Here is a 22520-nt window from a genome sequence, read left to right as displayed (position 1 = left end):
AACTTATAGTTATAAATAATTAGTTAATTTTATAATGTAACTATTTTGTATGTGTTTTTGTGCATTGTTTTCTTGGTATTTACGATATCCATGTTAAGTTTGTACCTGAAAGGTAAAAAATAATGAGTATAAACATTGTTAATGGAGGAGCCAATGAGCTCACGTAAAATAATAACAAATGCCTTTAATCTAAGTGCTTTATTGTTAAGTTTTCTTAGTTTAAATGTACACGCGTCTATTGATTGCAGTGCGTTAGAACAGTGGCAAACAGGCCAGACACACGTTGCTGGAGATCAAGTGCAAGTGCAAGCGTATGAAGCTAGCTGGTGGACACAAGCCAATCCAGTGGAGAATGCTGGTGATTATAAAGATTGGAAAATTCTGGGTGCATTTGACAACGCTGTCATTAAAATGAAATTCCCTTAATTATCGAGTTAATGCCAGCAGACGGTTTTCAACTAACCGATAAAGACAGCGTTGTCGTATCTACGCAAGCAATTGATAACGATGGAGAGGTAACCACCGTTGAGTTTATTGAAAAATATGAATTTGACGGCGTTGATATTGATTACGAATACCGATCTTCAATGAACGACTCAGGTCACCCCGATGATTTTCCTATTTCCAACGCGCGCCGTGCAGAATTGAATGCCTCATACCAAGTGCTAATGAAAAAAGTACGTGAAGAGCTATATCGTGCAGGTGAAGCCGCAGGTAAGCACTATTTACTCACTTTTGCGTCTCCATCTTCTGGTTATTTATTACGAGGTATGGAAACCTTTCAAGCGGTTAAATATCTGGATTATGTAAACATTATGTCTTACGACTTACATGGCGCATGGAACTCACATGTAGGCACAATGCTGCCTTATTTGACACCGGTTTAGACTCATAATTAACACAATGGAACGTATACGGCGCTAAAGAGTTTGAAGGGATTGGTTATTTAAATACCACGAGCCAGGCGTAACCGATGTATGGTTAGCACTTTAATGTAAAACCTTAATGTTAGATTTTATATAAAGCAGCTTTCGAGCTGCTTTTTTTATCGCGCACAGTCACTTTTATTGTTCAAAACAAGGCTTTATTACTAATAATTAATCCATTGACATCAGCATACACCCAATCACCGGTATTAATTGTGGTATTTAACATATTAACCGGGTGATCTTTGGCACCTAAACCGCGCTTAGTGGTGCAGCGCGGCGTAGCGCCTAGTGCCATCACGGGTAAATCAAGCGTGGCAAGAATTTCAATATCGCGGCAGCAACCATTAATAATAATGCCTTGCCAGCCATTTTTTAGGGCTCGCTCTGCAATCATATCGCCAATGAAGGCAAAACGTTTACTAGCAAAGCCATTCACAACCAACACTTTGCCTTCACCATTTTCATGTAATATATTGCCAGCAAGCGAGTTATCGTCTGGGCAGGTGACAGTCACTACTTGACCATAAAAGAGAGTTTTATTACCAAAGTGTTGCAAGCCACTGTCAGCGACTTGCACATGGTCGCGATGTTCATCGTACAAATCGGGCGTAGTAAACTGTGTCATTGAGGGCATCCTTGTTTTTTGTAAAGCCACGTAGGCCAACGGCAGTACATTTAAAGTAGTAATAATGTTTATCGTAGGCTAATTAATCATTCAGGTGTAGCTATTGTTGCAAATTGGCGTATAGATTTTAGTCGCAATATAAGTACTTTTAACGTTTTTTAACGCTTTTTTATAAGTAACTTATGCTGTTACTTAGTTTTATTTTTTGAATAAATTTGATTTTGCCAGAGCATTAGCCAAACGTCTCATTGTTGCGTGCTTTTTCATATGCTACGTTCAATTGTTATTTAAAAATTTGGGCTGTAATACTTGGCCCTATACACACATACAAAAAGAGAAGCGTGCTTTATGATCATCTTTTTTATTTGCCTAACTATTTTAATTTTAGGCTATAAGTTTTATAGCCCGTTTGTTGAAAAGCAAGCGGGCATGGATTCAACGGTCGACACACCACAAAAACGCTTTAGCGAAGGTGTTGATTACGTTGCAATTCACCCTGTTCGTGCATTTTTGATTCAATTTTTAAATATAGCAGGCGTAGGCCCCATATTTGGCCCAATATTGGGTGCATTATATGGTCCGGTTGCGCTTGTATGGATTGTGCTTGGTAATGTTTTGGGTGGCGCTGTACACGACTTCTTCTCAGGAGTAATGAGTATAAAAGAAGACGGTAAAAGCTTACCGGAAATAGCTGGGCACTACTACAACGTTGTATTTAAAGGCTTTATGCTTATTTTTACTGCGATGCTACTATTTTTTGTTGGTGTTGTATTTATTATGAGCCCGGCAGGATTATTAAGTAACCTTGATATATTTAAGGATACAATATTTGCAAATAATACCTTTTGGGTTTTGGCCATTTTAGCTTACTACTTTTTAGCCACGTTATTACCCATTGATAAAATCATCACTAAGTTTTACCCTATTTTTGGTTTGTTAATGATCGTAATGACAGTAGCTATTGCGGTATCACTGCTAATAAACGCACCGCATTTACCAGTAGCGGGCGACTTTTTAGCATACTTTGAGGCTGATCACGCTCATGACTTCTTAGCACCAAATCCTGATGGACTGCCCACTTGGCCGCTGCTATTTATAACCATAACCTGTGGTGCTATTAGTGGTTTTCACTCAACGCAAGCCCCTATTATTGCCCGTTGTTTAACCAACGAAAAATACGTACGCCCAGTTTATTATGGTGCGATGATGTGTGAAGGCATTGTAGGTTGTGTTTGGGCATTAGCGGGTATTGCTGCATTCCCTGAAGGCTATGCGGGTTTAAAAGCTATGCTTGATCTTGGTGGCCCAGGTTTGGTGGTTAACCATATTGCAAACAGCTACTTAGGTGTATTTGGCGGTATTATGGCAATTATTGCTGTTGCTGTTTTCCCTATTACCTCAGGCGATACGGCGTTTCGTTCACTGCGCTTGACTGTGGTTGATGCGTTTAGTATTCCGCAAAGTTTACGTAATCGTTTATTGCTAGCAATCCCTATTTTAACCATTGCCTACTTTATGACTAAGCTCGATTTCTCTGTGATTTGGCGCTACTTCGCATTCTCAAATATGCTGCTTTCTACCAGTGTGTTGTGGCTTGCGACCAAGTACTTATTTGACCGTGGTACATTCCACTGGATCACTAGTATACCAGCAGTAATCGCTACAGCAGTGACCTTGTCATACATAATGACCGCGGCAATAGGGTTAAACTTATCAAGTGATTTAGGTAAACCGATTGGTGCAGCGGTGGCTGTTATAGGGTTTATTGTATTAGCTGTTGTGCATTCAAAGCATAAAGTGCGTACGGTTTAATAAATCGTAATCTTAAAAATGTAAAAGCGAGCCTTATGAAGGCTCGCTTTTTTTATACTTGATCGCCAATCGCTAAAAAGTGGCTTGTTCGAAGTAGCTGATATCATCTAGGGTTTTACTAATTATCATCGCACCCTCTAATAAGCTCACTGTTTGTATTGCCGCGCGAGCAGGGTTTTCTTCACCATTCGCAGCGTGTGCTTGGGTTAACCAGGCTAAATTTTTATTAAAAAACCGCTGAACTTCAACCCGCACTTTATCAGGTAGGCTGTCGCTTTCTGCGCCGAGCAAGCCACATAAACACATTTTTTTATCAATCACGAGTGCATTTCTAAATAACTGAGTGTAAATATCAATAGGGTTTTTACCGTTTGCTTTGTGTGTCTGCGGTTCACCAAGTACAGCGATAAAGGCATCGGTATATTGATGCGCAAGCTCTGCACCTAAATCAGCTTTAGTTGGAAAGTGATAATGCACACTGGCACTTTTAATACCAACTTCACTGGCCAACTCTCTAAAGCTAAAATTGCTATAGCCACCAAGTCTAACTTTGTTTTCTGCTGCTTTTAACAGGGCCGCTTTTTTTGTCATTTTTAACTTCCTTCATATCGCTGCAAAAAATTATCGACCAGTAGGTAGTTATTTTCAAGCTCTTTTATTTTTAGTTTGCAAAGGTCGAGATCTTAATATAAATTACCTATCAGAAGGTAGGTGATTTATTCTTGCCAGTATTAGTTCAAACTGTGGTAAAAAATATAAAGAGATAATTATGAAAATTTATGGCGTAGAAAACTTTCCTAATCCATTACGTGTACGTATTGCGCTTGCTGAAAAAAGGCGACAGATAAAGTAGAGTTTGTTGCTGTCGATTTATTAAATGGTGAGCACCGTACGGAGGCTTTTTTAACTAAAAACCCTTAGCAGGCGTACCTGTTTTAGAGCTAGATGATGGAACGTTCATAACAGAATGCACCGCGATTACTGAATATATTGATACCGCTTTTGCAGGCCCTTCATTAACCGGTGTTGAGGCAAAAGAACGCGTGGTGATTAATATGATGCAAAAGCGTGCGGAGTCTATGGTGCTTGATGCTGTAGCCAGTTACTTTCATCATGCAACGGATGGTTTAGGCCCAGCGCTTAAAACCTATCAAAATGTTGCTTGTGGAGAAAAGCAAGGTGAAAAAGCGCGCCAAGGCTTTGTTTATTTTAATACAGTGTTAGCCAACTCTGCTTATGTTGCCGGTGAGAATTTTAGTGTTGCAGATATTACTTTGTACGCCGGTCTGGTGTTTGCAGGCTTTGCAAAAATAGCTATTCCTAGGAGCTATCACATTTAATAGCATGGCAAGAAAAGGTCGCTCAACGTCCAAGCATTGCTGTTTAGATATGGAGTCAAATATGAAAATTGCAGCTGATTTTAGCGAACGTGTTGTTGTACATAGCGAATCGTTAGAATGGATAGCCTCACCGATGGCGGGTGTTGATAGACGTCCACTTGATAGAGTGGGCGATGAGGTTGCACGCGCAACCAGCATTGTACGTTATGCGCCAAACAGCCATTTTTCTGCTCATACACATACCGGCGGTGAAGAATTTATTGTGCTTGAAGGTGTTTTTCAAGATGAACATGGTGATTTCCCCAAGGGTTCTTATATTCGTAATCCGCCTGAGTCAAAACATACACCAAGCTCTGAAAACGGGTGCGTTATATTTGTAAAATTATGGCAGTTTCAGCCAGAGGACACAGAGCATGTTCGCTTGCAAACTAATACCATGCACGGTGTTCCTCACCCTGAGTTTAGTAATGTAAATGTAGCTTCTCTTTATAAAGATGCCTTTGAAGAGGTGAGTATTTTAGCATTTGCACCTAACAGTGAAATATCGTTAAACGCCTTGGGTGGGGGCGAGCTTTTAGTTCTTGAAGGCTCGCTTGAAGAGCAGGGCGATACATTAGTAAAGCACAGCTGGTTAAGAGTGCCGCCTAACAGCGAAATTAAAGCAACAGCAGGCAGTGAAGGAGCCAGAGTGTGGCTTAAAATCGGTCATTTAACAGATGTTGAAAACCAAATAGCACGGCTTAAAAATGCATAATTAAGCATTTAATTAAAATAGGCACAATAAAAGTATATGTGCCTGTTTTTTGATCTACTTCACTATTGGTTACTAAGCAATCACCTATACTTGATGCTCATATTATTGTGGAGTTCGGGTTATGGTAAATTTAATACACGGCTTATCTATTGGTATTGAGCGCTCTGGTTGCGAGTTTTTTTTAACCTTAAAAGCTATAGGTACACTCACTCACAAAGATTATGAGGTGATCACGCCGATGATTGACTCTGCGCTTGGCGAAGTTAAACATCCTATTGTTAATGTACTCATAGATGGTACTGAGCTTGATGGCTGGGAACTTAGAGCCGCATGGGATGATTTAAAACTTGGCTTAAAACATAACAAAGAGTTTAAAAAAATAGCCATATACGGCAACAAAGACTGGCAATCAACCATCGCTAAATTAGGCAGTTGGTTTGTATCAGGTGAAATTCAATATTTTGAGAACGCCACTGCGGCTTTAGAATGGTTAAAAAGTAATGATGAAGAAGCGGATGCTTAAATAAAGGCCATAATCGGCCTTTATTTTTATAGTATTTATACCAATTCGCTTAATTAAGTGATCTATTTTGAGGCAGGAAAAACGTGTTGATAGCTAGGCAAAAAGTGTGCTATTTAGTTGTTCAAAATGAGAATTTTTTAACGCAGATAGCGACACGTTTAGCCCCATAAAATGATTAAGTATTATTGCGGATTGGTATTATACCTCTTGAAGTGTAGGTAATGCGGGAAATGCCCCCTTGGCTAAGCAGGCTTTAGAGCCACAGCGCAAACCAAAATTTAAAGCGTGTTTTACTAGATGCTCATTATTAATTTTTTCGATGAGCGGGCTATTTTCATCGGTGTGATTTAAATAATATAACACGCCTGCAATAAACGCATCACCGGCACTGGTAGTATCCACAGCATTAATGATTGGCGCCGATTCGTTTAATATAAACGCCTTATGGTAAACCGTTGCCGGTGCAGGGCCATCGGTTAAAAATACCAATTTAACACCTATATTTAAAATAGATTGTAAGTAATCATCAGGTGCATGCTGTGTTTGCTCAGCTAAAAAGTTCAGCTCATCACGCGATAGCTTAACAATATCACAATAGGCATAACACGCGTGTACATTGTGTTCAATGTCATTGCTATTTTGCCACAAGCTATAGCGTAAATTTACATCAAAGCTAACGAGTTTATGGTTGTTTTTAGCCAGCTTTAAAGCACACACGGTGGTGTTTGCAATGGCTGGATTGGTTAACGTGTTGGAACAAAAGTGTAGGGTACTCAATTCATCCCATTTGATATGGTTTAAGTGATCACTCGTTAACAGTAAATCGGCGGTATTGTGGCGATAAAAATTAAAGCTGCGTTCACCGGTTTCATCTAAACTCACAATAACTACGGCCGTTTGAGAGTCTTTAATCGTAAATAAGTACTCTGTACTTACTTTATATTGCTCAAGCGATTTACTTAATTGTTTAGCAAAGTAGTCATCACCCATACCGCCACAAAAAGCAGCCTTGCCGCCTAACTTTGCATAACCTACCGCTACATTGGCAGGGGCACCTCCTGCAATGGGCAAATAAGCACTGTTTTGAGAATCTTGTGGCAGCATATCAATAAGTAGCTCGCCGAGGCTAAGTAATTTGGTCATAGTGTAAATCCTAAAAAACCCAGCAGAGCTAGGTTAAAATTCAAGGGAGAATTATTAAAACTAATTAAAGTTAGTGTAACAATCGCTGAAAAACATAGCTTCAGCGTTTGTTACACTAAAGATGGTTAGTTAAACGCGTATTTAAGCGTTATTGATGTTGTGCGGCCATTAATAGTACGGGCGCGAATAATGTTATTATCTGGAATTGAGCCTTCTTCAGCTTCTGTAATACCTACCGTATCGAATAAGTTATTTACATTAAGTGCAATATTAAGGTTTTCAGATAAATCGTAACTTACAAAGCCATTTACTTGAGTGTAACCGTCAAATTTAAGGTCGTTATTGTCTTGAGCGTAAGCATCAGTAGTACCAATAAAGTTGACACCGGCAGCACCTTTATCAAAGCTATAACGAGCCATTAAAGAGTAGATTAAATCAGCTTGGCGGCGTGGCGTATTACCTACCACTTCAGGGGTAAGTGCATCCTTAGCAATTTCTGCATCAGTCCATGTTAAGTTACCACGAAAATCCCATGCATCGATGAAGTAAGTTGATTCAATTTCAATCCCTTTTGCTTCGTACTCACGGTCAAAAAAGGTTTGCGATGTTGCTTCAAAGTTTTGCTCTTCTGTTTCTGCATAAAACGCTGTTGCAAAAACTGAGAGTGAATCAAAACGTTTTTTAACCCCAAATTCATACTGGTTTACTTCATCAACGGCATCTTCATCAGCAACCGAACCATCAGCGCGTACTTTACCAAATAAAAGTCGGTCAGCATTTGCACGGCCACCTTTACTCAATCGTGCAAATGTCGCAAGGCTTGAGTCTATTTGGTAGTTAGCCCCAATTGAATAGGATGCATAATCCCAATCGTAATTTACTGGGCTAGCATTTGCGGTATCAATGCCTGCTACATTTTGTTCAGGAACTGAAATCACTCCATCGCGATTCATATCGACCGTTGAGGTAACGGCACCTGCATAGTTGCCGCGTGCTTCACCACTATCGTAACGAGCACTGGCGTCAATACTTACATCCCCCACTTTTGTTGAAAATGAAACGTACGGGGCGCGGGTATCGTATTCTGTATCGTAATCACGCTGACAACAGTTACCCCAAAAAGGCGTTCCGTATGCATATAAACCATTTTCAGAAAACTCTGTACCATCAGCAGCTGTTACATTTAGTAGCGCCGCATTATCGCCTTTAAGCTCCATTAGGTAAGAGTTCCATAACCATGACATAGCAATATTTTGCGTTGAAGCGTAGTAACCAAACGTAACGCTTGTATCATCGTTTAGTGATTTAGTTAGTTTGAAGTCGTTCACAATAGAGTCAAAGTCGTTCATTGTGACGTCAAACGTATGAATACGCATGGCTAAATCGTCATTAAATGCAGCCCCGGTATTTGCATTACTAAGCGTTGCACCTGCGCCGCCAATACTTTGTGCAATAGCAGTCGCGCTGCCTACTTCAGCAGGAATAAGTGAATTAAAGTTACCGCTCACAGAGGATTTACGAAAACGGTTTTCAATACGCCAATCGTTATCTAAGTCAAACACGGCTTCAAAACCCACTGAGTCAACTTGCGGGTTCATACCATCGCGAATATCGCCGCTACTAATTTGATTTTCGCCATTTAAACGTACTGTTTTAGTAAATAATGCCGAATGCGGGGTATCCGATTGTGCGTCAAACCCTGGGATTGAGTCACCATTTGCATACATTGGCATTGGTAAGTAACCCACGCTTTTGTCATCTAAATGTTTGTAATAAAGACGCACGTAACCGTTTTCAAAGTCTTTTGTAAGGTTGGCTTTAATTTGCCCACCTTTATTTGATGTGTAACCTGTTTCACGCGGGCCTTCACCTTGGCGCACAAAACCACCTACATGAAAACGTACGCTATCACTAAGGTAAGTGCCGTATTCAAAGTCTGTACGAATAGTGTCGTAATCAAGGCCCAGTGTTGTAGAAATACTGCCTGATTCGTTTTCACCATTTTTAGAAATAAAGTTAATTATGCCGCCCGGTGCATTACTTGCTGCAGTCGAGGCCGAACCACCACGAATTGATTCGATAGTTTGTACGGTATTATCTAGGCGCATAAATATATCAGCGTTACCAAAAGCAATATCACCGTATTGCATAACGGGTAAACCGTCTTCTTGTAATTGTAAAAACTTAGCACCACCAGAGGCCACAGGTAAGCCGCGTACAGCAATGTTTGCGTTACCTTCACCGCCGGTTGATTCTGATCGTACGCCCGGAATAATTCTAAACGCTTCAGCAGTTGAACGGGGTGTAGATACTTCAACTTGAGCAAGCGATAAACTGCTCACTGATGAGCTTGATGCCATAATGGTTGTACGACGTGGTACACCGGTTACAACGATAGTCTCAAGACCTTTGTTAGCTTGCGCTTGTGTGTTTTGCTCTTCTTGTTGTGCATAAACGCCTTGGCTTACAGCCAGCGCTAAAGCACTCATTAAATATAAAGGTGTGTTGTGTGTTGTCATGTGAACGCCTCGTTTTGTGAGCCCGAAGGGGTTGTTATTTTTACTTAATCGATTAAGTAAAAATAACAAATCTTTTACAATAAGCAAATTATTTTATTCTTTATTTGCTGTTTTTTTACTCATCTATTGATTTATATAGTGTTTTTTTAGCACCCAATTTGTTGATTTACTCAGTTATTAGGTTGCTCTCTTGTAAAGCGCTGGCTGATGGGTCACGGAAATAGTTAAAAAGCATCGCTAAAAATAAAATAATGGCAAAGCCGGTTGCAAGATAAAAACCATAACGTACATGACCAAAGTAATCGCTGATCATACCCATGAACAAGGGTGCTAATGCGGCTGAAAGTGCAGTGAAAAATAATATAACCCCAGCAACTGCGCCATGTTGTTGTACCGGGAAGCACGATATTCCTTTGGAGTTTAAGGTCGGGTAAACCATCGACATAAATAACCCTGAAAGCGGCAATAAACCAACAGCCCAATCAACGCCACCGACTAAAGTACCCACATAACATAATGCGATACCTAAACTTAAGTAAGCCATAACACCTTGCCAGCTATAGCGGTTTAATAACCACACCGCAATAAAACGCCCTGCGGCACGCAGTATAAAAAATATGGTGAGTGCATAGGTTGCCAAAAGGGGCCAAGAGCCCGTGTAGTCTTTTAACAGCGTCGGCATCCATACATAAATGGCAACCTCGGTTGCAACATAAAGCGCAATGGCGAGCGAAAAGCCAAGCGCGTAGGGGTTTTTTATCATTTTCATGGTGGTAGCAAGTGAAGCGGGCTTTTCAGTGCTTTTAACAACGCTCGGATACTCTGCACGCCACGCTAAAAACGCTAAAATTAAGCACATAATACCGGCAATGATATATAAATAAGTCCAACTTACATTTTGTACCAGTAATACACCAACAAGTGCAGGCCCAACAATGGCACCAATACCAAAAAAGCCTTCTACTTTGTTCATGGTTTTAGTGTGCTCTGCGTTGCTATGAGAAATATCACCTAATAACGCTAAAGCGCCGGTTTTAAATAAGCCAATAGCTAAGCCAATACAGCAAAGCAAAAAAATAAAAAATATAAAGCTGCTACTAATGGCGAATAAAAAGCAACTCGCAGAAAATAGTAATAACCCAAGCATAATCGTTTTTTTACGCCCGAGGCTATCGGCTAAAAAGCCTAAAAATAATCCGCTAAAGGCAATGAGTGCCATAGGCGCATAGTGAAATGCGCTGGCTTGGGTCATGCTTAAACCAAATTCAGTTATGAGCTCGGGAATGATCATGCCTACGGCATCGGAGGTCATGGCAAACATAAAAAACATCATATATGTGAGCCAGCGAATTTGTTGCAACGGATCGCTGCTTACGTGTGTGTGTGATTTTGTCATGTGCTTTTCCTCGTTAAATGCGTTCTTAACACCCAGTAAGTCAGTCAGTTACTGATTATAGTATTAATGTCGCCACGATATTTGTATGTAAAATTTATAAAAATAACTTGTAAATTCGTACGTGCTAGTTAAAGATATATCTTAATCGATTAAGTTTCAACATGGTAATCACACAATGATGAAGAATAAAGTTCAATTGATCACATACGCTGATCGAATTACTGGCCAAGATATAAATGCACTTACCACTCTTTTACATGGCCCATTAGAGGGCGTTTTTGGTGGTGTGCACTTATTGCCATTTTATAACCCAATTGATGGCAGCGATGCAGGCTTTGACCCGATTGATCATAGTGAAGTTGATTCTCGAATCGGTACTTGGGACGACATAAAGGCACTCGGTAAAGACCATGATTTAATGGCTGATCTCATAGTGAACCATGTGTCGGCGCAATCTTTTCAGTTTCAAGATGTACTGGCTAAAGGTAAAGCGTCAGAATTTTGGGATTTATTTTTAACCAAAGAGGACGTGTTCCCCAATGGCATGAGCGAGGCTGAGCAGCAAGCTATTTACCGTCCACGCCCAGGCAGTTGTTTTACGCCAATGAAATGCGGTGATGGTCAAACGTATGATTTTTGGACCACTTTTACCGATAATCAAATTGATATAAACGTAAAAGTAGAGGCAGGAATTGCGTATTTAAATAATGTACTTACTAAGTTCTCTGCTAACAACGTTAATATTATTCGTTTAGATGCAGCGGGTTATGCCATTAAGCAGGCGGGTACTAATTGTTTTATGCTAGATGAAACGTTTGGCTACTTAGATAACTTATCAAAGCAAGCCAACGATTTAGGCATGGAAACCATTGCAGAAATTCATAGCCATTATCAAACACAAGTAGATGTAGCTAAGCGCGTTAATATGGTTTATGACTTTGCGTTGCCACCACTTATTCTACATAGCTTGTTTAATAACAATGCGGATGCATTACTCAAATGGCTAAAAATATCGCCGCGTAATTGTTTAACGGTACTAGACACCCATGATGGCATAGGCATAATTGATGCAGGCCCAATGGGCGAAAAACCAGGCTTATTAAATGCAGAACAAATTGATAACCTAGTAGAAACCATGCATGCAAATAGTAACAATCAAAGCCGCCAAGCAACAGGCGCGGCTGCCAGTAATGTCGATTTATATCAAGTAAACTGTACTTATTACAATGCATTAGGCGCTAATGATTTTGACTATTTGCTGTCGCGAGCAATTCAATTTTTTGCGCCAGGTGTACCCCAAGTTTATTACGGCGGCTTATTTGCCTGTGAAAACGATATGGAACTGTTAGCAAAAACCAATGTTGGCCGTGATATAAATCGTCCATATTTGAACGCGGCTAAAATAGAGCAAGCCCTTAATAAACCGGTAGTAAAAGGGCTCATAGAGCTAATTAAAATGCGTAACGAACACCCCGCATTTGCAGGTGAATTTTCGGCTCAAGGCGGCGCAAGTGTTTGCTGTTTAATGTGGAAGCTTGAACAACAATCAATTTCTTTGAGGATTGACTTTGCAAGCCGTACTGCACTTATTACGCAGCTTAATGGCACTCAAGAAAGCACTCTAAACTTACAAAGTTTATTGGCTTAATAGCTTTATTTGTTGAAAACCAAAAGCCAAGCAGTTTCTGCTTGGCTTTTTTATTTGCTTTATTAACAGTGCTTAGCTACTTGCACCAATATCGAGTGCGTAACCTACTTCATATTGTTTTTCTTCTTTAGAAATAAATAAGTTAGCAGCCATAACGCCCTTTTCTTGGCTATTTTGATGAATTGTAGTGAGGCGAGGTACAAAACGAGCGGCTTCTTCTATGCCATCAAACCCCACAATACGCAGCTCACTGCCTATTTTTATCCCTTGTTTTATGGCTTCTCGCATGGTGGCAAGGGCAATTAAATCGCTCATGCATATAATCACGTTAGGGCGAGGAGAGGCTGTTAATACCTCTTTTGCGGCAATATTTGCAAAGCGCTCACTGCTTTCAGGAATATTCCAAATGCGGTCATCGGCAACCGTTATATTGGCCTCACTTAAGGCGCGTTGATAGCCACGCAAACGTTGATGCGAAATAGATTGGCCAGTTTCAAATTCGTGATGTTCGTATACCCGGCACAATACATTTTCATCAAGTAATCTTAAACCTAATATAGCCACTTTATCATCTTGATTATGCAAAACATGTTTGGCTATTTCATAACTGGCTTGCTCGTTATTAACATTAATTGAGGCGTTACGGGCAATGTCAAAATCAACCGTCACCACATGTTTAGAGACTGTTTTTAGTTGCTCTACTAGTGCTTTATTGCGTGGGCGACCATAACAAATAAAACCATCGACAAAATCAACAACGCTGTTGAGGTTGTCACTGTTGCCTGAAAACAATAAAACATTAATATTATTTTTTTCAAGTACCGAGGTTACTCCCCGCATAAAACTGCTCGCAACAGGGTCTGATACCATGTATTCCACGCTATCAGGAAGGACTAATGCAACAATATTAAACGTGCCACTTCGCAAAGATTGCGCCGCTTTATTAGGGCCATAATACCCCAGCTCTTTGCACGCTTTAAGTATGGCTTCGCGGCGTTTAGCAGAGAGTTGATCCGGGCGATTAAATGCATTTGATACCGTAGCATTAGACACACCTAATTCTTTGGCAATACTCTTTAATGTCCAGCGGGTGGGTTTACTCATCGGTGACTCATTACTACTTACAACATTGCAAACAATCTAGCATATTAGGCTGTTTAATATAACAAAAACTGTTGTGTTAGGTTAGTGGCGACACGCTTTTGGTGCAATACCAAAAGTTTGCTTAAATAAACGACTAAAATGACTGGCGCTATTAAAACCCAGATCGTAGCACACCTTGCTTATAGCGTGGCCTTCTAATAAAAGCGTGCGGGCTTTTTTAAGCCTAAGTTGTTGCTGCCAAAGTGCAGGGCTAGTACCAAAAGCAAGTTTAAATTGCTGGTAAAACTTACTACGACTCATACAGGTTATTTTGCAAAGGGTGTTTATGTCGAGGTTTTCGCTTAAATGCTCTTCAATATAATGCAGTGCATCACTCACGTTACTTTTTAGGCGCAGCTTATCACAGTTTGCCAGCAATAAATCACGGCTCTGTTGTTGTAATAAACGGGTGATCAATTCGTTTAACGATAAATCAATTAAGTAGTGTCGCTCGGCGCCTTGCTCACTAAATAAATGCACCATGCGCTCTAATAACTGCTGCGTTTGAGTATTATGTTGGGTATGCACTAAATTAGGGTTGTATTCAAACAAGGCATCGTTTGCAAAACTTTGCTGCATATTAAGCGCATTAGCCACATTGGTTATTTTATCTGTGCTTATTTCAATGGCTAAACAGGTGGTGGGTGCGTTTAAGGATGCATGCGGAAAATCAATTAGTACGCCTTGCTCAGGTGCTAATACAAACGATTCATGTGGTAAAAACGCTTTGTGGTATTGACTGCTTTCAACATGCATTATTTTTTTACCACTGAGCATGGCACAAAACAGTAATTCGTTTGAGTGCAACGCCACTTTTTGCGCACTTTTATAGGTATCGTAAATACTTAGCTCAGAGTTATCGGCAGCAAAGGTCACTTTGTTTTCAATCAGTACATCAAGTTGTTGGCGTTTTTTATTTAACTGAGATGTGTGCATGTTCAGCCTTTTTTAATCGTTATAGAGCGTTTTTAATGTGGACTCACAGACAACTTTTTTGGACAGCTAAGCAAGTTTTTAAGCGCTTATTGGTCTAATGTCAATCAATACCGATTAAATATAAAGCAAGTTGCTACATTACTCTAACAAATTTCGGCTTAGACTTTTAGCTAACAACAACAAGAGAACACACATATGATTTACGCAAACCCAGGTTCAGCAGACGCACTCGTCACATTTAAACAGCAGTATGGTAATTACATTGGCGGCGAGTGGGTTGCCCCAGTCAACGGCCAGTACTTTGATAATATAAGCCCAGTAAATGGCAAGGTATTTTGTAAAGTACCGCGCTCAGATAAAGACGACATAAACCTTGCACTCGACAAAGCCCATGCAGTAAAAACCCATTGGGGCACCACCTCAGTCGCCGAGCGCAGCAATATACTATTAAAAATTGCCGACCGAATTGAACAAAACTTAGAGTTACTTGCTGTGGCCGAAACATGGGATAACGGCAAAGCGATTCGCGAAACCCTTGCCGCTGATATTCCACTAGCCGCCGATCACTTTCGTTACTTTGCAGGCTGCCTGCGCGCTCAAGAGGGCAGTATTGGCGAAATAGACGAAACCACGGTGGCGTATCATTTTCATGAGCCACTAGGCGTTGTAGGACAAATTATTCCGTGGAACTTTCCATTATTAATGGCCGCATGGAAATTAGCGCCTGCACTTGCAGCGGGTAACTGTGTAATATTAAAACCCGCCGAGCAAACACCTGCCTCAATCTTGGTGTTAATGGAAATTATTGGCGATTTACTGCCAGGAGGTGTTTTAAATGTGGTAAACGGCTTTGGTAAAGAAGCAGGTGAAGCACTGGCAACCAGTACGCGCATTGCTAAAATTGCTTTTACAGGCTCAACTCCTGTGGGCTCACATATTTTAAAATGTGCAGCTGAAAATATTATTCCTTCAACGGTAGAGCTTGGGGGGAAATCACCTAATATCTTCTTTAGCGATGTTATGGAAAAAGACGACTCATACCTAGATAAAGCAATTGAAGGTGCCATTCTTGCCTACTTTAACCAAGGTGAAGTATGTACTTGTCCATCACGCTTGTTCATTCAAGAAGATATTTATGAGCAATTTATAGAACGTATTTTAAAACGTACTAAACAAATTAAACGTGGCAACCCGCTTGATAGCGAAACCATGGTAGGCGCACAAGCCTCTAAAGCCCAGTTTGATAAAATTTTAAGCTACATTGAAATTGGTAAAGAAGAAGGTGCTGAAGTATTAACTGGCGGCCATGTTGAGCAATTAAGCGACGAGCTAAACGGCGGGTATTACATTCAACCTACACTATTAAAAGGGCGTAATGATATGCGCGTGTTCCAAGAAGAAATTTTTGGCCCCGTTATTTCAATGTCGACCTTTAAAGACGAAGCCGAAGCACTTGAACTGGCTAACAGCTCAGAATTTGGTTTAGGCGCAGGGGTATGGAGCCGTAATATGAATCGTGCTTATCACTTTGGTCGCAAAATAGAAGCAGGCCGCGTATGGACTAATTGTTACCATATGTACCCAGCACATGCAGCGTTTGGCGGTTATAAAAAGTCTGGTATAGGCCGCGAAACTCACAAACTCGCGCTTGATCACTACCAACAAACTAAAAACTTGCTAGTAAGTTACAGCGAAGATCCGCTTGGCTTTTTTTAATAACGCGTTTTAGTTTAAACAAACAACCTATAAGTAATGAAAGCGCTACATTTTTGTAGCGCTTTGTTTTTAAAACCCAATACCCATTGCATTAAATTAGTGGCTAATTATAACAATAAAGAAATGGCTTATTCGTGAGGCAAAAAATCTTAGTGAATTATGCATAAAGAGCGCAAAGAAGCGCGCGCTGAAAGAATAGGTTAAAGGTTATAGTTAAGGGCTGTTATGACTAGGTGTCATGTTGTTTTCACAAGCTCGCTGCTCGTCACTCGAAGCCCGCTCATTCACTTCTCTCAGTTCAAAAAAATTTAGTGAATTATGCACAAAGAGGGTAAAGAGACGCTGCGCTTTTAGAGGTACAAATAAGTAATCAAATAATAAAGGCAAAAAAAATGGTTATAAGCGTTAGCCTATAACCAATAAAGTACACAGGGAGTGTAGGAAGTTCTGTTGTACGCAGTAAACGGTTAGTTACCCATTTACTGTGTGTCATTAAAAGCACTTATTGGCGCTTTTAATCAAATAAAGTGGACTGTAATAAATACTTGTCTTTATAAAAGCAAAGCTAATGCCAGCTTTTAATGTATTGAAATATATGACTATTTATTATTTGTAATTAGAAGCTTTGCATAGTGCAGGTAAATTTTTCTATATTGCAACGGTAAAGGTTACCGACTTTGCAATATAAAAAATGGCAAGGCTTTTTAAAACAGAGGGGAGTTTTAGTATCGCTGATTTAAAAATCAGCGGCTACTTCAAATTCTAAACGTTGATGAGAAATAGGGTGGGTGAAGGCTAAATACTCGGCATGTAAATGTAAGCGCTCTGCCTCTTCACCATAATGAGTATCGCCAACTATCGGGGTATTTAAACCTAATTGATGAGCGCAATGCACCCGTAACTGATGTGTTCGCCCTGTTTTAGGGTATAGCTGCAGTCGGGTGGTGTTGTTTTTGCGCTCCAGTACATGCCATGTTGTTAACGACGGTTTACCGGTTTTATAACACACCATTTGGCGTGGTTTATCATCAAAGTCGAGCACAAGGGGTAAATCAATCACTCCGCTATTCTCAGTGATATTGCCCGCCACTAAAGCAACGTAACGCTTTTCAATTGTGCGTTCAATAAACTGTTTTTGCAGCGCTTTATGCGCGCGCTTATTAAGCGCAATAATTAACAGCCCTGAGGTCGACATATCTAATCGATGCACAATAAGTGGGCCAGAAGCTGCGGGGAACTGAGTTTTAATACGCATGTACACTGAGTCATCAATATTAATCCCTGGCACCGATAAAAATTCAGCGGGTTTGTTTATTACCAGTAAATCATCGTCTTGATAAACAATAGTTAAGTCTTTCCCTTTTGCTGGATTTGTTAGTAATGGGTTTTCTTCAACATTTAAGCCTTTTAGCATATGACCTAAAATGGGTTGGCATTTGCTATAACACGATGGGTAATAATGTAAGTGATGCCTAATTGCTGATTTAGGCGGTGCACCCCACCAAAATTCGGCCATAGCCACTGGTTTTAAATGGTGCTTGTATGCATATTGTAATAATTTAGGGGCGGCGCAATCCCCCGCTCCCGAAGGTGGAGTGTGCTCAGGAAGTTTGGCAAAAATGGCATTCAGATCGGTCACTTCACCGTGTGCATTTAAAAATTGGTATTGAGCAAATAATTTCTTTTGTAGGTTTTTTGAGAGTGTTTTGCGGCGCTTTTTTAATCCGTTAATTTCACCCAGCATAGCTGCTTGGGTTTGCTCAAGCGCTTTAATTTGCGTTTGCCAGTCTTGCTTTAATGCCTGCAGTTGTTTTTTCTCAACAATACTTTGCCCAGCTAAGGTTGTTTTAAGTTGTTCAAAGTCATCGGCATTGAGTTGCTCTTGGCCAGTTTGGCGTTGCTCTTTTCGCTGTTTGCGGGTCACTTGCATGGCTTGTTGTTTGGCTACAAGTTGCTGTTCATAATTTTTACGTGTTGTGGCTAATTGCTGCTCAATGGCTTGATAATCTTCACTGTTTTCTAATGCCGTAATTTGCGCATTAATGGCGTTAATGATTTGGCTTTGCTGACTAAATACAGCATCGTCTATGTGTTTAAGTGCCACATTAGGTGCAAAATTCAGTTGCTCATCTATGCCCGCTATTTGCCCTGAATAGGCGCTAATAAATCCCAGTTGTTGCGCCTGATTTTGAACGACTAGCACACCAAACATTTTACCCGCATCAATATCATCCGTATCTAAAATAGTCTTATCTAGCTTTTTTAATTGCTGTTGTAATTGCTGTGCCGCGGCAACGGCCAAAGGGTGCGGTTTATAATAAAATGGAAATGTAAACTGTTCAGGCAGAGCAAGGGAATCGACGTTTTGAACAAAAACGGTAAAGCAGCTAGCAGGGTTTGACATGGCAGTAAAATTAGCAGTTAACAAAATAATTGCCGAGAGTTTAACATAAGCTGTGCTATGTCACTAAGGATGCGTGCGCGCCAATTTAGACCTATAAAAAAGGCCAACATTTTTATGTTGGCCTTTTAAAATTAAACAGCGTTTATAAGTGCTTATTTATTTGCGTCTTTAACTTCTTTTAACTTAGCAGCATGGTCAATTTCAAACGCAGGCATCTCTTTTTTGCCTTCCATTAAATAGTTGTCCATCCAGCGCATTAAACGCAAGCTGTAGTCGTATTGCGCTGCCACTTTACGGTTACCATGACCTTCACCTGGGTAATAAACAAGACGTACATCTTTACCTTGCACTTTCATGTAGCGGTAAAGCTCCATAGATTGTGCAGGGTGAACGCGAGGGTCGTCTTTACCATGCATAATAAGCAGAGGTGTTTCAGATTGGCCTGCCCAGTAAATAGGGCTGCGCTCTAAGTACCACTGCCATTTATCCCATGGGTATGAACGCGCATGAACTAGGTTCATTTCGTTAGAAATATCAGTAGTACCAAATTTAGACAGTTGGTTGGTGACACCCACAAACATAACACTGGCAGCAAAGTGTTTGGTTAGTTTTGTTGCGCCCCACGCCGATGCATAACCACCGTAAGATCCCCCAGTAATACCAACACGTTTAGTGTCTACTAAACCCATATCAACAAGGTGATTTTTAAAGTCAACTAAATCGTCAAATTCTTTACCTGCATAATCGTTTTGGCCTAATTTTGAGTAATCTACGCCTTTACCTGTAGAGCCTCGGTAGTTAGGATAAAACACCGCATAGCCACGTGCTGCACCCATTTGACCTGGGCGTGAGTAGTTAGTGACCCAGCCGTCTTTATCATGGCTTTCAGGGCCACCGTGTACCGACATAATAAGTGGGTAGCGTGTGCCTTTTTCATAATTTAATGGGTAAACAAGCACACCATCAAGCTCAACGCCGTCGCGGGCTTTAAGCGTAATGGTTTCTTGCTTGGCAAAGCGTTTATCATTTAACCAGCTATTTGAATCGGTTAAACGTGTTGCTTTATTGCTGCGCACAATAAACACTTCGTTAGGGTGTTTTGCGGTATTACCACGAAGTGCGAGTGTTTTATCTGAATCTGAAACACTTAATTGTGAGGCAATAAATTTACCTTCTTTGACTAATTTTTTGTATTTATTAGAGCCCGTTTTAATGCTCGCTACAAAACTTTGCGTGCCTACATTGGCAATAAAGTTAAGTGTATTACGTTTATGCGACCATTCAAAATCAACAACATGACCCATAAAGTCAGGTAACCATTCAGTGATTTCAGCGGTTTTAGTGTCAGCAATAAATAAGCGGCCTGTTGCAGGGTCATGCTTATCTTCTGCACCTAAAATAGCAATGTATTTACCATCATGCGACAGCTCTGCATCACCTAGCTTGCCTTCAGTTTTAAACGATAAGGTGACTTTATTGCTAGCAATATCAAACAAATGCCACATAGATTTTGTGTATTTATCATCAATCAATGCGGTAGGCTGAGTTTTAACCAGTAGTTTTTCGCCATTAGCAGCCCAGTTAACATCACTCACGTAATTATCAACGTTGAGTGCGGTGGGGGTAAGTGGCTTATCCGATTTTGCTAAGTCAACAATAAAAAGCTGCTTGTTCTTTAAGCCCATTTCATATACTTCAGCTTTAAAGCCAAGTTTTTTAAGTTCTTTTTCTGACTTGTCTGCTGCAGGCATCGCTAAAATAGCCACCTGTTTGTTGTCTGGGCTTAATTTGTAGCTTGAAATTGATGTGTCTTTTAAAGCAAGAACAGGTTGTGCTTGGCCGCCATCAACAGGTATTTGGTAAAGCGAGGTAAACTTATCGTCTTTTAATTTCGCTAAAAAGTAAATTGTTTTACTGTCGTTTGACCATTCTATGCTTTTAATATTAACCGAGCCGGTAATGAAAGGACGTTCAACGCCTTTATCATCCACAACATAAAGTTCACTGTAATTACTGCCGTTCTCATCAACATATAATGTACGCGGTAACGATCGTGTAAACGCAACGTTGTCGCCATCTGGGCTAACACTGGTTTGGATCACAGATTTAATTTTTGGAATGTCTTCAACAGTGATGGCCGATTGCGCAAATGCAACTGAGCTTGAAAGCCCAATTGCCAGCGCTAAGCTAGTTTTTAGCATTGTTATTTCCTTTGCTTTATAAGATTTATCTCATTATAACAATGTGTAACCAATATACTAAAAAATGCGATTAATCCTCAAAAGAGGACGTTAAGTGAAGTGATTCTTGTGCAATACCGCGCATACATTTATAGACTCTTTTTAGGAGGAAGCGCCACGTTTGCAAATATGAGCCCCGCTACAAGCGACATAAATATTAAAAACGTTTGCTGCCCAATATGTTCAGCATAAACAAAGTCTTGGCCTTCAATAAGCGAGTTTAAGCCAATATAAGTTTTACTGCCGGGGACCAGTACAATTAAGCCTTGCATAGCAACAATAGAAGCTGGGGCATTTGCAACGCGATTAAATAAGTTACTAAATACACCGACAGAAAATGCGCCAACAAAGGTACCCAGCGTGTAATCTAAATACATGGCGGAGCCTATACTGGTGCCGTAGGCTATAAATCCTGAAGCAATAGACCAAGCAGCATGTTTAAACTTAGTTCTAAATATCACAATTAAGCTGCTACATAGTAAAAATATAGCTAACCAAGCTGTCCATTTAGGCAGTGGCTCTGGCTGTACAAAATCAGCTTGGCCAAAAATAGCAAAGCCAATAGCAATACCAATAAATGCACCAAAATAAAGTTTAAACAGCAACATAAACGAGTCCATAACGCGTGCTGTGCCAGATACTAAATGCCGCGCTGCGAGTTCAGCTAAACCAAGTGCCAGTGCTAGGCCTGGAATAAACACAATAATGGCCGACAGAACAATTAAACGAATATTAATATGCGCATCTAAATGAACGCTAATGGCACACGCCAGTACCGCTGAAACAATGGCCACTAAGGGTTCTAACATGTGGGCAACGCGCTTGGAACGTGCCGACCACAGCACAAATAAATAAACAACAAAGGTTAATAAACCAGACCACAGCACGTCATTCCAACTGGTACCCATAAGCATTGCAAATGCGCCGCCAGAGGTAGCAAAGGCAATACCTGTAATCACTCTATTGTAAGGGTTTGGGGCATCAAAAATGATATCAAGTTGCTGATCAACTTCTTGCAACGTTAATTCATCATTAAGCATTTTATTAACGAGATCATCGGTATCTGCAAGTGAGCCTAAGTCATGATCGCCAGGGTCTACACGGGCAACATGGGTGTATTCATCTTCGTGACCATCAGTCCAAATAACAAAGGTAACCGATGTTGGCGACATGACAAACGATGATTTGAGACCGAGGTAAGTCGCCACTTCCATTAAATGAGCTTCTAGGCGATATGCCGGTGTACCGTACTTATGAAGCATTTTGCCCAATTTAACGATAAATTTGCGTTTTTCTGTAAACGTTGCGGTTTTCAAATTTGTTTTGAACCAACTATTAAATAACTAAGCTAAAAATATAGGCAATAATGCTAAAATTGCCCAAGTTTATTTG

16 protein-coding genes and 2 pseudogenes are annotated in these 22520 nt (G+C 40.4%); 8 read left to right on the top strand and 10 right to left on the bottom strand.

Annotated features, from left to right (window positions below; all coding sequences use genetic code 11):
- Positions 1 to 153: 153 nt before the first annotated feature.
- Together CWC30_RS18720 and CWC30_RS18715 are read left to right on the top strand one after the other, a co-directional pair.
- Positions 154 to 426, top strand: coding sequence for a hypothetical protein (locus CWC30_RS18720; RefSeq protein ID WP_069439123.1), 273 nt, complete (start codon positions 154 to 156; stop codon positions 424 to 426).
- Positions 427 to 518: 92 nt separating this feature from the next.
- A pseudogene (locus CWC30_RS18715) lies at positions 519 to 955 on the top strand (glycosyl hydrolase family 18 protein); the annotation flags it as partial.
- 116 nt (positions 956 to 1071) lie between these two features.
- Here CWC30_RS18715 and CWC30_RS07420 read toward each other — a convergent pair.
- Positions 1072 to 1554, bottom strand: a complete 483-nt coding sequence (locus tag CWC30_RS07420; RefSeq protein ID WP_138626764.1) for a putative 4-hydroxy-4-methyl-2-oxoglutarate aldolase — start codon at positions 1552 to 1554, stop codon at positions 1072 to 1074.
- A gap of 348 nt (positions 1555 to 1902) precedes the next feature.
- Here CWC30_RS07420 and CWC30_RS07415 point away from each other — a divergent pair, with 348 nt between their 5' ends.
- On the top strand, positions 1903 to 3366 hold the full coding sequence (locus CWC30_RS07415) for a carbon starvation CstA family protein (protein ID WP_138626763.1): 1464 nt from the start codon (positions 1903 to 1905) through the stop codon (positions 3364 to 3366).
- Positions 3367 to 3438: 72 nt separating this feature from the next.
- Here CWC30_RS07415 and CWC30_RS07410 read toward each other — a convergent pair whose 3' ends face one another.
- Positions 3439 to 3957, bottom strand: coding sequence for a TetR/AcrR family transcriptional regulator (locus CWC30_RS07410; RefSeq protein ID WP_138626762.1), 519 nt, complete (start codon positions 3955 to 3957; stop codon positions 3439 to 3441).
- Positions 3958 to 4135: 178 nt separating this feature from the next.
- Between CWC30_RS07410 and CWC30_RS07405 the strand changes: the two are divergent.
- The 3 genes and pseudogenes from CWC30_RS07405 (at position 4136) to CWC30_RS07395 (ending at position 5983) form a co-directional block, all read left to right on the top strand.
- Positions 4136 to 4753: pseudogene (locus CWC30_RS07405) on the top strand (glutathione S-transferase family protein).
- A gap of 14 nt (positions 4754 to 4767) precedes the next feature.
- Positions 4768 to 5460, top strand: a complete 693-nt coding sequence (locus tag CWC30_RS07400) for a cupin domain-containing protein (protein WP_138626761.1) — start codon at positions 4768 to 4770, stop codon at positions 5458 to 5460.
- 121 nt (positions 5461 to 5581) lie between these two features.
- Complete coding sequence (locus CWC30_RS07395) at positions 5582 to 5983, top strand: SpoIIAA family protein (RefSeq protein ID WP_138626760.1); 402 nt, start codon at positions 5582 to 5584, stop codon at positions 5981 to 5983.
- Between the two features lie 198 nt (positions 5984 to 6181).
- Here CWC30_RS07395 and CWC30_RS07390 read toward each other — a convergent pair whose 3' ends face one another.
- The 3 genes from CWC30_RS07390 to CWC30_RS07380 all read right to left on the bottom strand — a co-directional run bounded on the left by CWC30_RS07390 (position 6182) and on the right by CWC30_RS07380 (position 11041).
- A complete protein-coding gene (locus CWC30_RS07390) occupies positions 6182 to 7126 on the bottom strand; it encodes a carbohydrate kinase family protein (protein WP_069439127.1) in 945 nt (314 codons plus the stop codon).
- Between the two features lie 125 nt (positions 7127 to 7251).
- Complete coding sequence (locus CWC30_RS07385) at positions 7252 to 9645, bottom strand: TonB-dependent siderophore receptor (protein ID WP_036983783.1); 2394 nt, start codon at positions 9643 to 9645, stop codon at positions 7252 to 7254.
- 166 nt (positions 9646 to 9811) lie between these two features.
- The gene (locus CWC30_RS07380) at positions 9812 to 11041 is read right to left on the bottom strand and encodes an MFS transporter (RefSeq protein ID WP_036983784.1); all 1230 of its coding nucleotides are present in this window, start codon (positions 11039 to 11041) and stop codon (positions 9812 to 9814) included.
- A gap of 175 nt (positions 11042 to 11216) precedes the next feature.
- On the opposite strand from CWC30_RS07380, the gene gtfA reads away from it, so the two are divergent.
- Positions 11217 to 12689, top strand: a complete 1473-nt coding sequence (gene gtfA / locus CWC30_RS07375) for a sucrose phosphorylase (RefSeq protein WP_076921972.1) — start codon at positions 11217 to 11219, stop codon at positions 12687 to 12689.
- Between the two features lie 72 nt (positions 12690 to 12761).
- Here the strand turns inward: gtfA and CWC30_RS07370 are convergent, their stop codons facing one another.
- Positions 12762 to 13793 (bottom strand): LacI family DNA-binding transcriptional regulator, encoded by a 1032-nt coding sequence (locus CWC30_RS07370; RefSeq protein ID WP_016900594.1) that lies wholly within the window; start codon positions 13791 to 13793, stop codon positions 12762 to 12764.
- 81 nt (positions 13794 to 13874) lie between these two features.
- Positions 13875 to 14768 carry an AraC family transcriptional regulator gene (locus CWC30_RS07365; RefSeq protein ID WP_069439129.1) on the bottom strand — a complete coding sequence of 298 codons (894 nt, stop codon included), beginning with the start codon at positions 14766 to 14768 and terminating at the stop codon, positions 13875 to 13877.
- A gap of 195 nt (positions 14769 to 14963) precedes the next feature.
- On the opposite strand from CWC30_RS07365, the gene exaC reads away from it, so the two are divergent.
- Positions 14964 to 16484: an acetaldehyde dehydrogenase ExaC gene (gene exaC, locus CWC30_RS07360; protein ID WP_138626759.1), complete on the top strand. Its 1521-nt coding sequence runs from the start codon at positions 14964 to 14966 to the stop codon at positions 16482 to 16484.
- Between the two features lie 736 nt (positions 16485 to 17220).
- Here the strand turns inward: exaC and CWC30_RS07355 are convergent.
- The 3 genes from CWC30_RS07355 to CWC30_RS07345 form a co-directional block, all read right to left on the bottom strand.
- A complete protein-coding gene (locus tag CWC30_RS07355) occupies positions 17221 to 18888 on the bottom strand; it encodes a pseudouridine synthase (protein WP_138626767.1) in 1668 nt (555 codons plus the stop codon).
- A gap of 152 nt (positions 18889 to 19040) precedes the next feature.
- Complete coding sequence (locus tag CWC30_RS07350; RefSeq protein ID WP_138626758.1) at positions 19041 to 21089, bottom strand: S9 family peptidase; 2049 nt, start codon at positions 21087 to 21089, stop codon at positions 19041 to 19043.
- A gap of 128 nt (positions 21090 to 21217) precedes the next feature.
- On the bottom strand, positions 21218 to 22444 hold the full coding sequence (locus CWC30_RS07345; RefSeq protein WP_028834183.1) for a threonine/serine exporter family protein: 1227 nt from the start codon (positions 22442 to 22444) through the stop codon (positions 21218 to 21220).
- Positions 22445 to 22520 lie beyond the last annotated feature (76 nt).

The sequence above is a fragment of the Pseudoalteromonas sp. S4741 genome (assembly GCF_005886135.1).
Lineage (GTDB): Bacteria > Pseudomonadota > Gammaproteobacteria > Enterobacterales > Alteromonadaceae > Pseudoalteromonas > Pseudoalteromonas tetraodonis.
The sequence above is the reverse complement of the archived record's forward strand: the minus strand, read 5'-3'. Positions and strand labels throughout refer to the sequence as shown.

What these genes read in the sequence shown, in the direction of transcription:
- CWC30_RS07400 (WP_138626761.1), top strand. Translation starts at nt 4,768, where the DNA reads ATGAAAATTGCAGCTGATTTTAGCGAACGTGTTGTTGTACATAGCGAA.
- CWC30_RS07395 (WP_138626760.1), top strand. Translation starts at nt 5,582, where the DNA reads ATGGTAAATTTAATACACGGCTTATCTATTGGTATTGAGCGCTCTGGT.
- CWC30_RS07410 (WP_138626762.1), bottom strand. Translation starts at nt 3,957, where the DNA reads ATGACAAAAAAAGCGGCCCTGTTAAAAGCAGCAGAAAACAAAGTTAGA.
- CWC30_RS07385 (WP_036983783.1), bottom strand. Translation starts at nt 9,645, where the DNA reads ATGACAACACACAACACACCTTTATATTTAATGAGTGCTTTAGCGCTG.
- CWC30_RS07370 (WP_016900594.1), bottom strand. Translation starts at nt 13,793, where the DNA reads ATGAGTAAACCCACCCGCTGGACATTAAAGAGTATTGCCAAAGAATTA.
- exaC (WP_138626759.1), top strand. Translation starts at nt 14,964, where the DNA reads ATGATTTACGCAAACCCAGGTTCAGCAGACGCACTCGTCACATTTAAA.
- CWC30_RS07420 (WP_138626764.1), bottom strand. Translation starts at nt 1,554, where the DNA reads ATGACACAGTTTACTACGCCCGATTTGTACGATGAACATCGCGACCAT.
- gtfA (WP_076921972.1), top strand. Translation starts at nt 11,217, where the DNA reads ATGATGAAGAATAAAGTTCAATTGATCACATACGCTGATCGAATTACT.
- CWC30_RS07350 (WP_138626758.1), bottom strand. Translation starts at nt 21,089, where the DNA reads ATGCTAAAAACTAGCTTAGCGCTGGCAATTGGGCTTTCAAGCTCAGTT.
- CWC30_RS07390 (WP_069439127.1), bottom strand. Translation starts at nt 7,126, where the DNA reads ATGACCAAATTACTTAGCCTCGGCGAGCTACTTATTGATATGCTGCCA.
- CWC30_RS07355 (WP_138626767.1), bottom strand. Translation starts at nt 18,888, where the DNA reads ATGTCAAACCCTGCTAGCTGCTTTACCGTTTTTGTTCAAAACGTCGAT.
- CWC30_RS18720 (WP_069439123.1), top strand. Translation starts at nt 154, where the DNA reads ATGAGCTCACGTAAAATAATAACAAATGCCTTTAATCTAAGTGCTTTA.
- CWC30_RS07415 (WP_138626763.1), top strand. Translation starts at nt 1,903, where the DNA reads ATGATCATCTTTTTTATTTGCCTAACTATTTTAATTTTAGGCTATAAG.
- CWC30_RS07380 (WP_036983784.1), bottom strand. Translation starts at nt 11,041, where the DNA reads ATGACAAAATCACACACACACGTAAGCAGCGATCCGTTGCAACAAATT.
- CWC30_RS07365 (WP_069439129.1), bottom strand. Translation starts at nt 14,768, where the DNA reads ATGCACACATCTCAGTTAAATAAAAAACGCCAACAACTTGATGTACTG.